The sequence below is a fragment of the Tateyamaria pelophila genome (genome assembly GCF_019966495.1).
Lineage (GTDB): Bacteria > Pseudomonadota > Alphaproteobacteria > Rhodobacterales > Rhodobacteraceae > Tateyamaria > Tateyamaria pelophila.
In genome coordinates, this window is record NZ_JAIMIA010000003.1 from 117,721 (window position 1) to 128,233 (window position 10,513).

The following is a 10,513-nucleotide window of genomic DNA, read 5'->3' on the forward strand; positions in this document are numbered from 1 at the left end:
TATGCTGCCCAAATCCCTGAAAACAACACTGACGGCGGTCGCTGCCGTAACGGTGCTGGCCGTGCCCGCCACCGCGCAGGACAAGCTCAAGATCGGATTTCTGTTTCCCTCTCCCATCGCCGATGTGGGCTGGTCTGCGGAGTTGAACCACGGACGGCAAGCCATCGAAGAGCATTTTGGCGATCAGGTCGAAACCATTTTCGTCGAAAACGTGCCCGAAGGGCCGGATGCCGCGCGCATCATGAACCAGATGGCGGCGCAAGGCGCCGGGATGATCATGCTGGGCTCGTTCGGCTATATGAACGATGGCCTGAAGCTGGCGCAGCAACGCCCGGACATGACGTTCATCCATGCGTCTGGCTATAAACTGGCCCCCAATCTGGGTAACTTCCAGAGCCGGAACTATGAAAGCTCGTATCTTGTTGGGATGGCCGCCGCGGACGTCACTGAAACCGATACCGTGGGCATCGTGGCCGCCTATGCGATCCCCGAAGTTGTGGGCATGATCAATGGCTTTGCGTTGGGTGTGCAAGAGGTGAACCCGGATGTCACGATCAAGGTGGTCTGGCTGAACTCCTGGTTCGATCCACCCAAGGCACAGGAAAGCGCGCGCGCGCTGATGGCGCAGCAGGCGGACGTGATCTATTCGCTCTATCAGGATACGCCGTCGGTGGTGAGTGTCGCGGAGGAAGAGGGCGTCTGGGTCATCAACACCTCATCCGACATGAAGGATTACGCACCCAACTGGTTGCTGGCGTCACAGATCGCCGACTGGTCAACCTATTTCATCGAGAGCACTCAAGCCACGATTGATGGCACGTTTGAAGGCACCGCGTTCTGGGGCGGTATGGCGGACGACACGGTGGATGTGAAAAGCTGGTCTTCTTCGATCTCTGCCGAAACCATGGCCAAGATCGAAGCGGCCGCTGCCGCGATTCGCGCTGGCGAATTCCACCCGCTGACAGGCCCGATCCTGGATCAGGAAGGCACCGAGCGTCTGGCCGATGGTGAGGTGATCGAGGATGGCGCGATGGCCAGCATCGACTGGCTGGTGAGCGGCGTCGAAACGCGCATTCCGCAATAGGGGCGCACAAACGTGCCAGTGTTTCGGGCCGATCTGATCCACACCCCCACCCGGGGGCGGATCGCGCGCATGCAAGACGCGCTGATCCGTGTGGATGCGGACGGTACAATCACCTCTGTGGCGTCTTTTGATGCCACAGAGACACCGGATGTGGTGGATTTGCGCGGGCAGGGTGTGTTGATCCCCGGCCTGGTCGATCTTCACATTCACGCGCCGCAATTCCCACAGCTTGGGACGGCGCTCGATGTCCCGCTCGAGGACTGGTTGCAGCGCTACACCTTTCCGCTTGAGGCGCGTTACGCCGATCTGGCTTTTGCGACGCGGGTCTATGACGCGTTGGTGCGCCGCCTTTTGGCCAATGGGACGACGACGGCGGTCTATTTCGCCACGATCCACGGGCCCGCCAGTCTGCGCTTGGCCGAGATCTGCGTCGTGCAGGGCCAGCGGGCCTTGGTGGGCCGGGTGGCGATGGATGATCCGCACGGATGCCCGGACTATTACCGCGATGCGGATGCGGCCACCGCGATCCGTGATACCGCCAGTTTCGTGGAGGCCGTGCGCGCGATCCCCGGCAATGCGCTTGTGGAGCCTGTGATCACGCCGCGCTTTATACCGGCCTGTAGCGATGAGGCCTTGCACGGCCTTGGTCAGCTTGCGCGTGACACCCGGGCGGCGGTGCAAACTCATTGCTCGGAGAGCGATTGGGAACATGGGCACGTGTTGGATCGGTGCGGGATGAGCGATGCGCATGCGCTGGACAAGTTCGGCTTGCTCACACGGCGCACGGTGCTGGCCCATGCGGGTTTCATCGACGCGGACGATATGGATCTGATCCGCGCGCGGGGGGCGGGCGTTGCGCATTGCCCGCTGTCGAATACCTATTTCGCCAATGCGGTCTTTCCGCTGCGCCGGGCGCTGGAAAAATCGGTGCGCGTGGGGCTGGGGACCGACATTTCCGGGGGCCCAAGTGCGTTCCTGCTGGACAATGCGCGGGCGGCTGTGGCGGGGTCGCGGATGCTGGAAAGCGGGGTTGATCCTGCAACTCCGGCCGGGAACCGCGGTGTCGGGGACAGCCGTGTCGATTTCCGCGATGCGTTCTGGCTGGCAACCACGGGGGGCGCGGATGTGCTCGACCTGCCGGTCGGGCTTTTTGAAGTGGGCCGTCAATTCGATGCAGTACTGGTGGACTTGCCCGATGTGGACCTGGTGGAGCAAAGTGCCGACGATCTGTTGCAGGGCATCGTGATGCGCGCGACACCCGGCGATCTCCGCGCCACATGGGTCGCGGGGCGCTTGGTGTCCGGAGCGGTCTAGCTGCTCAGTGGGGCGCCAAGGCCGAATTTTTCGACCAGCGCGCGACGGTACGCGACGGACATGCGGTCGGCGGGGATGTGGACCTCGTCCATGATGCCCAGCGGCAAATCCTCCGGGTGCTGGTTTTCGACCAGCGGCTTGTCCTCGTCATTGATCATCAGACTTTCCTTGATCAAAAACGTTTCGTCCGGTGCGCCGGTGGTGTCGGTGGCGACCTGAAAGATCCGGGTTTCATGGGCCGAAACCGGGCAAACGGTGTCGGCGAAATACTGCACATACCAACTGTCATTGGGTCGGATGATGATGATCGTGGAAAACGGAAAGGTCAGTTCGTAGGTATAGACCACGTGGCGGGTATCGCCGGGCACGTCGTCGGGGAAGCGGTTGCCACCCTCGTCATACTCCAGATCGAAGGTCAGCCCGGAGGGTGTTTCGTGCACCGCGTAATGCGGGATGCGGTCATCTTCGCTGCCGCCGAATGTTGCTGTGTGGACCCATGGAAAATGGGCAACATCATTGAAGTTCTCTACATGCCGACTGGCGGCGGCCGCCCATGTGTTTGCCGGAACAAACACTTTTTTCAGTGCTTCATCTCGGATGCCGGGCCAGTCCGGCAAGGGCCAGCTTGGTGTGTCCGACAGACAGGTCCATACGATGCCGTAGCGTTCCTCGACTCGCAATGACTGCAACCTCAGACGCGGCGAAACCCGCGCGGACTGATCCGGGTTGGACGGGATTTTGGTGCATTGACCGGCGGCGTTGAAATGCAGACCATGCATCGGACAGATCAACTGATCTCCATCCACGCGGCCGGCGCTCAGCCGGGTGCCGCGATGCGGGCACAGATCGCGGGCGACAGACACGCCCGCGCCCGTCTTCCAGATCACCAGATCGACATCCAGCAGGCGCGCGGCAAGCGGTTTTTTCCCGACCTCATGCACAAAGGCGACCGGATGCCAGAAGCCCGAAAGGATCCGCCAATCGTGCTCTGAAAAAGTACAGTTTCTGGGCAGATCCGAAGCATGCGCAGAGTGATCAATGGGCAGGAACACGTGAGTATCCTAGGGTTATGTGTCCAGACATGATCGCCGGAACCCCGAAGAATGCAAGGGGTTTGGCCAGTTTGGGCGGGGTGCGCCCTGCGGCGTGCCGTTCAGACAGGCGGTCGCTCAGGTTTTGAAACGGAGCACCCGCGCCGCAGCGACACGGCACCCGTCATAGAAACCGGCATCGCATGCAATCAGTCAGTGCTGCGTTGGCCCGACATCGTCAGCGGATTACGTAGACGCAGATTGGCGCGTGGGTCGCGACGTAGCCTGCATTCGAGGAAAAGATGTGGTCCTTGATGCCCGGAACGTGGCTGGCCATGACAATCAGATCGCAATCCGCATCTTTTGCAGCCGCGATGATGTCCTTGCCTACATGCAGGTGCAGATCGCCACGCAGCGTCACATGATCGTCCGTCTTGATCCCGTGGGTCTTGGCCTGTTCGGCGGTGAAACTGTCCAACTGTGCCTTGATCCGTTCACCTTCGGTGCGGGACGACATGGTTGGCACCGCGTCAACGACGCCGACATAGACAACGGTTGCGTCGTTTTGCTTGGCCATTTGCGCGGCGACATTGAGCGCCTTCGTGAGTTGATCAATGTTGGTCAAATCGACAGGTACGAGAATGCGTGAATACATTGGGTGTCCTCCTTTGGTGTCTGGGGAGGGTAACGATGCAAGCGGGGTAAGGCATTGACCTGCGTCAACACTGTGTCCAGGCGGCGATGGTGGCTCTTTGGCGGTTTCAGTCTGGCCCGGTTGCGTCGCGACCTGTCCGCAAGGGTTCTCAAGATACTGTCACCTGTGTCGCATCGCTGCCTTTGGTGGGGTGGACCGTGGCGCACCTGTGCAGAGCGCCTTGGACAACCGCAACGTGCGGGTCGAAAAGGATGCAGGCCGGTCTTGCCTTCGGAGCGTGCGCGTCGTAGTTCGTTGGATGTCGCGGGTATAGTTCAATGGTAGAGCATTTGCTTCTCAAGCAAGTGATGAGGGTTCGATTCCCTTCACCCGATCCAAAAAATCACAATATAAAACAAGCCATTATCCCAAGCCCGTCCAAAAGAGCTTGTCTGGCGTCCAGTAGCGTTTAGAACCTATTTTGAACACGGTTTTGAACACGAGGGCCAAGAGATGGCAAAAATCGACTTGAGCAATGAACGCAAACGGGACGCATTGCCGCCCCGTTCCAGCTATTACAGCCACGCACTTGGCTCAAAGCGGTACGTCCTTTTGCGCAAGCGGACAGCGGACACCCAAAGCTGGGGCGCACGTATTCCCGGTCTGCCCGACAGGGTGATTGGTAATGTGGTGGATATGACGTTTGACCAAGCCGCCACACTGGTTCGAGAGATGGCCGAGGCAGGCACTACCAAGCCCGACAGCCTGCGGACCATAGGCGAGGCTCTGGACGACTATGTGGCCGCCTGTGGGCTTACCAAGGCCGCCCGCCCTATGGCCGTCATACGGAGCCATGTGAAGGCGTGTGGGCCGCTTCGTGGCGAACCCATCGCGACAGTCTCAAAGGCCGCGCTCAACAAATGGCAAACCGAACTCCTGACAGATAAGCGCGGGGTTCGGGGTGCCAACGCAATCGTCGCCACATTGAAGGCTGCATTGAACCGCGAAGGCATCGACGGCGAATGGCAGAAACTCAAAAAGTTCAAGGAAGCTGACAAGGGTATCGAGGATGAAGCCGTTGTGTTGGCCCCCGAACAAGTCACGCTCCTCTTGAACACCGCAGACGAAACCGATCCCGACTTGGGCACATTCCTTCGCGCCCTGTGGCTGACGGGGTGCAGACCGGGAGAAATGCGGGGCGCAAAGAAGGCGGCACTCAGAGGCTCTGTGCTGACCCTGACGGGCAAGATTGGCACGCGACACATAACACTGACTCCGAAGGTTGCCGCGTGGTTCGCCACGCGCCATGAAGCGTGCCAGACACATTTGACAGAGGCGAGTGGCAAACCGATTGCGGTACACACCTATCGCGACCGATGGAAGCATCTGGTTGCCGCCTGTGGCGATGCGCTTCCTGCCAAGGTGACGATGTATGCGCTGCGGCACGGTTTCATCACGCGGGCACTTTATGCTGGTGTGCCAATTTTCGCCGTTGCCAAACACTGCGGCACATCCAGTCAGATGATTGAGCGCACCTATGGCCACGTGATTGCACAGCTTCAAAGCAAGGCATTTGAGGTTCTGGATGCGGAGTCGGGCGTATGATTGAGATCGGTCCGACAGAACACGGGATGACTTTTGTGCGAACAATCACGGGCACGGAGATGCACCTGCCTGCCGCCGTGGTTGAAAAGCTGAAGGGCAGGGAGGCCGAACTCTTTGCCTTGGTTGAGGCGTGGCAGGATTTCACCGAAACCGAAGAAACAAACATTCCCCCAACACTTGGGGCCGTGCTGTCTCTGGTTAGTGGGCGTGATGAAGTGCTGGAAGGCAAACGCGAACACATGGGCGACATGGCGGATGCCAAGTATGCCAAAGAGGGGACGGTGCAAGACGTGGTGAATGCAATCATGCAAGCGCAGTCCGAAACGGGGCGCGTGTATACGAGCAAGAGCCAAGCGGCCTACAAACTCCGCAAACGTGTGAATGAGATTCTGGTGGAATGGGGCAAGAACCCAAGGACCGAGGACCAGATTCGCAAACACATTCCCAACAGCATCAAAAAATAGCTGGCGAGTCCCTTTGGCACACGCCAGAAAATTCGTTCATATGAGAAAGCATCTTAACACCGAGGTGCGAATCAATGATCGATGTACAGGCGCTGGAAGCGCAAATGACAAAGGCGGTCCGCGAAGCGGTCGCCACCGAAGTAGGGAAAGCCCAAGGTCTTACCGCCAAGACAGAACTGGTGAAAACCATTCTGCAAAAACCCGTGATGATTTTCCCGGACGACATCCAACTTGTGTTGGGTATCGGACGTTCCACCGCGTTCAATCTCGCCAAGGACGATGCGTCCTTTCCGATGATGTCCAAGGTGGGCGCTCGCAGCATTCTGCGCACCGACCGCTTCATGGAATGGTTGGAAGGGAAAGCCACGTGAAACCCACATCTAATTAAAAAGGGAGCGCCCCAAAGCGCCCCCTTCCCAATAATCGCGTATGAAGCGACCCACCAACTGGGCGCATCATACCGCTAATCCGCCCAGCCGGGCAAGGAATAAGTATGACATTTTCACACATCGAATGGGTGCCAAAACCACCCGCACCGACACCGCCCCGCGTCAAAGGCCCGGTGCCGAAACCACCAACAACACCAACCGTCCTGCGTGGCTTCGCGACACATTATGGATGCGCGATTGCAGTAACAATCAAGGAGGACCGCAGCGGTTTGCCAAGGGCCAACTGGACCGTCACGGGCCGCATCCTTGAGTGCCTGCCCACCCTTGGCCACGTGCGGCCAACCCCGCTGCGTGAGACGGCCCTGGCAGGCACAGAGGCAGCGTCTCGGGCCGAGGCCGCTGTGATGGTCGAGCGGTTGCTTGTCGCTTGGGAGCGGGGGGTGGCGGCATGAAATTTGGTATCCTGACACACGCCGCCACAAATTCCGCGCCAGAGGGTAAACATCGGTATCCGATGCCTGATGGGACGCTGGGCAAGCATACCGAAGGAACGCTTGTTGCCTGCAAATATCAGACCTTCGAAGCCCCCACATTGCAGGCGTTTTACGAGTGGCTGTATCACGCGCCAAGCACGCAATATATGACGCAAGGCATTGCGGACCATCAGACCGCAGATGTTTATCCGAGGCCCGTTGTGGCCGAACTGGGTGACACATCCACGGCAGTGATGTCACGCACCCAAGATGACATCCATTGGCCAGAGGGCGCGGCCCTGATGGTTGTGGACTCGGATGCGAACGGCGAGCAAATCACTGTGGAACAGGTTTGGGCCGCACTGTGCATGGCCGAACCGAAGCTGGCAGGATATGCCTGCCTGCACACCACATCCAGTTCCAGCAATGTCGTGTACCTGGACACGAACACAGGCATTGGCGGGCTTCACACTTATCTCCACGTGACCGATGGCACCGACATCCCAAGGGCGCTCCACGCCTTGCACGTGCGGTTGTGTTTGCGAGGGCAAGCGCGTCACAAATTGAGCCGCGACGGGAAGTTTTTGGACCGCTCGTTTGTGGATATGGCGATGAAGACGCCACAACAGCCCGCATACATCCGCGCTCACTGCGTCCCGCCTGTCACCCAAGACAAACAGTTCTGGATGCGTAAGGGTGTCGAGATGCTCGACACGCGGGCCGTGATACCCGATCTCACGCAGACAGAACTGGCCGAATTTGACGCCCACCTTGTTATGGCCAAGGCGGGAATGCAGGACCAGATAGACGCAGTGCGCGACCAGTATCGAAACGAACGGGCCGAAGAGATCGCCAACGACACGGGCGTGTCACATGAGACGGCACTGGCGACCGTAGATGCGATGCTGACGACGCAGGTTCTGTGTTCCGATTTCGTGCTGACCGTGGGCCGTGAAAAGGTCACTGTGGGCCAGATACTTGCCCAGCCTGCGAAGTGGCACGGTGTGGCCTGTTGCGACCCTGTCGACCCGAAAGGGGCAGGCAAGACAGCCGCCAAGATTTATTCGGACCAAGGCCAGCCGATGGTGAACAGCTTTGCGCATGGCGGGGCTAAATACACTCTGACATTGCTGCCGAGCAACCCTGTACTGCCTGAAGGGGCGCGGCCTGTCACACAGGAAGTGTCACAAGATGTGTCACGGGTGCCTGATAGCGCCGAGATCGAATGCTGGTTGCGGAACAGCTTTGGTGTTGAACTGGAAAAGCGGGCCATCATGGGTGTCGAGCGTTTGGACGACACCGTCAGAACCTTCCTCGACATCCATTTCAAATGGAACGGCCAAAACACTCTGATGTTCTGGCGCGAGGTGTTTTACCACTGGCAAGGCACACATTGGCAAAGCGTTTCGGATGAATGGGTAGGGCGTGCGCTTTATCATTGGCTGTCAAAACACGTGTGCTGTCTGCGGAAAGTCAAAGATAACTGGGAGCGCACTTATTTCCCTGCGACCAAACCCAGCATCGCAAACCACCTTGCCGCGCTGAAGGCCGTCACGGGACGCCCTGACGCTCTCGAGTACGGCTGGATTGATGGCCGCTCTGGAACTTGGCGGGGCGTTCGCAACGGTGTCCTGAACTTCGACACCGGTGAACTCCTGCACCAAGACCCGGCATTCTTTGCGACGGCGTGGATTGATGCCCACTGGAACCCGCAAGCCAGCATCAACGGGACGGCATTGGAAGGCTTTCTGCAGGACATGATGGGTGGAAGCGATCAGATCACACTCTTGCAGGAAATTACGGGCTATCTGCTGTCGGGTTCCACCGACCTGCAAAAAGCGTTCATGATTATCGGCAAGCGACGGAGCGGAAAAGGCACATATACTAAGCTGCTCAAAGCTCTGTTGAAAGGCTCAGTCGCCAGCATCCGCTCCACGCAAATCGGCGAAACATTCACCCTTGAGGCGGCGATTGATAAATCACTGCTGATTGTCCCCGACATCCGCCTGAGCAAGGACTCGAACTTTGCGGCGATGGCCGAAACAATTTTGACAGTCACAGGCGAAGACCATGTGGATATCGCCCGCAAGCATAAGACCGCGTGGCGCGGCGAAACGACAGCACGGCTTCTGATGATGGCGAACAGTATCCCGCTGTTCAGGGATAGCGACGGCGTTCTGGCATCCCGCTTTCAATATCTCACATGCCCGAACTCTTTCTATGGCCGCGAAGATCGCACATTGCCCACACGGCTGATGACGGAACTGGATGTGATGTTGATGTGGGGTGTTCAGGGTTGGCAGCGTTTGCAGCGGAACAACCGCTTCACCGAAACCAAAACCCACAAAGACCTGATGATGCAAAGCGAGGTTCGCATGAATCCTGTTGGCGCTTGGGTTGCCGAGTATCTGGAAGAAACGAACGATGACGGCGCGTTCCTGTCCTCTAGCGAACTTTTCTATGGGTGGATGCACGCTCCAGACAAACCGTTGGTTGGTGGTTTCTCTGCTTACGCTGCCGAAAATGATGTTGGGATGTGGACGCTTGACGGTTTCGTAAAGACTTTGAACAGCCAAAACTTACGGATTGAGCGTGGAAGAAACAGCCAAGGCACTGAGCGTGGCTTCAAAGGCCTTAAATGGCGCGTTTCTGACACCTCTGCCACCTATTCGCCGCAACCTACCCCTACATAGGAACAATTTATTTTTCCCTAATGCGTATAAGTCCAGAGAGGTGTCAGAAGACAAAAAAACAGAACACATAGCAGCAATCTTTATTGGCTGTATCTCCGCAGCCCATAGCCGAAGCAGCAATAGCTTACTGCATCGTGGCGAAGACGGATCGATAGCCCATCTCACCACCACCGAGGGCATCATCGCCCCGCCATCGATCAGCACCCCGCACCGCTATCGTACCGATGGGGTCCCGGTGCTCGGATCGCCCCCAGTCAGTTGATCGGCCAGCTCACGGCACCATCTGTGCGATCAGCAGCCACTCCAAGGCTGCCCATCCGTGCTGAGACGGTGCGCCTTGGTCGCCCGGAGAAAAGTTCAAGGGCCACTACGCCGGACGAATGGTGAATTCGCTGCAGTCGCACAAATGGCCGCTATCAGAAACTGCCAAAAACGGTTCTCTGATTGCGGCTGTGTCAAGCGCGATTGCGATCTGTCCATCCGGGGCATGGTTCTCTACGAGGTCGCGCGCTGCGCCTCATGATGGTTTTCGGTGGTGGATCGTCTCCAATGTCGATTGCGGGATAAGTAGCGTCTGCTGTGTCCCAGCCGTTTTTACGAGATCGATCAACCTCCGTCCCGTCGGGACTTCGCTTCCCGCCTGTTCAGCGGCGGAAATTCAGGTCAGGCATCGGCCTCCTTTGTCCATTGATAGTTGGTTTCTGTTTTCCAAAGCGTCAGCATTAACACAGCGATTTTTCGGGCGGTGGGATTGAGCAACCCCACGTCTGGAAATTCGGATTTGGCATGATCACGCATCCTGGCATTCCCATTTGATATAGGCCTT

General features: G+C 58.2%; 9 protein-coding genes. 7 read left to right on the plus strand and 2 right to left on the minus strand.

The genetic code is table 11. The features are described from left to right. Position 1: 1 nt before the first annotated feature. Both LC354_RS02220 and guaD read left to right on the plus strand, forming a co-directional pair. A complete protein-coding gene (locus LC354_RS02220) occupies positions 2–1,084 on the plus strand; it encodes a BMP family ABC transporter substrate-binding protein (RefSeq protein WP_223421196.1) in 1,083 nt (360 codons plus the stop codon). 12 nt (positions 1,085–1,096) lie between these two features. Next, positions 1,097–2,398, plus strand: coding sequence for a guanine deaminase (gene guaD / locus LC354_RS02225; protein WP_223421197.1), 1,302 nt, complete (start codon positions 1,097–1,099; stop codon positions 2,396–2,398). On the opposite strand, the gene LC354_RS02230 is transcribed toward guaD, so the two are convergent. Both LC354_RS02230 and LC354_RS02235 read right to left on the minus strand, forming a co-directional pair. Continuing rightward, positions 2,395–3,450 carry a Rieske 2Fe-2S domain-containing protein gene (locus LC354_RS02230; protein ID WP_223421198.1) on the minus strand — a complete coding sequence of 352 codons (1,056 nt, stop codon included), beginning with the start codon at positions 3,448–3,450 and terminating at the stop codon, positions 2,395–2,397. The genes guaD and LC354_RS02230 overlap by 4 nt on opposite strands. Positions 3,451–3,667: 217 nt before the next feature. Further along, positions 3,668–4,084 carry a universal stress protein gene (locus tag LC354_RS02235; RefSeq protein WP_223421199.1) on the minus strand — a complete coding sequence of 139 codons (417 nt, stop codon included), beginning with the start codon at positions 4,082–4,084 and terminating at the stop codon, positions 3,668–3,670. 492 nt (positions 4,085–4,576) lie between these two features. Here LC354_RS02235 and LC354_RS02240 point away from each other — a divergent pair, with 492 nt between their 5' ends. The 5 genes from LC354_RS02240 to LC354_RS02260 all read left to right on the plus strand — a co-directional run bounded on the left by LC354_RS02240 (position 4,577) and on the right by LC354_RS02260 (position 9,687). After that, positions 4,577–5,668, plus strand: a complete 1,092-nt coding sequence (locus LC354_RS02240) for a tyrosine-type recombinase/integrase (protein WP_223421200.1) — start codon at positions 4,577–4,579, stop codon at positions 5,666–5,668. After that, entirely contained in the window at positions 5,665–6,132 is a 468-nt protein-coding gene (locus LC354_RS02245) for a hypothetical protein (protein ID WP_223421201.1), read from the plus strand. Before LC354_RS02240 ends, LC354_RS02245 begins: the two co-directional genes overlap by 4 nt. A gap of 74 nt (positions 6,133–6,206) precedes the next feature. Further along, on the plus strand, positions 6,207–6,503 hold the full coding sequence (locus LC354_RS02250) for a hypothetical protein (RefSeq protein WP_223421202.1): 297 nt from the start codon (positions 6,207–6,209) through the stop codon (positions 6,501–6,503). A 122-nt stretch (positions 6,504–6,625) separates the two neighbouring features. Next, positions 6,626–6,973, plus strand: coding sequence for a hypothetical protein (locus tag LC354_RS02255; RefSeq protein ID WP_223421203.1), 348 nt, complete (start codon positions 6,626–6,628; stop codon positions 6,971–6,973). Continuing rightward, the gene (locus tag LC354_RS02260; RefSeq protein WP_223421204.1) at positions 6,970–9,687 is read left to right on the plus strand and encodes a DNA primase family protein; all 2,718 of its coding nucleotides are present in this window, start codon (positions 6,970–6,972) and stop codon (positions 9,685–9,687) included. Before LC354_RS02255 ends, LC354_RS02260 begins: the two co-directional genes overlap by 4 nt. The last annotated feature ends 826 nt before the right edge of the window (positions 9,688–10,513 follow it).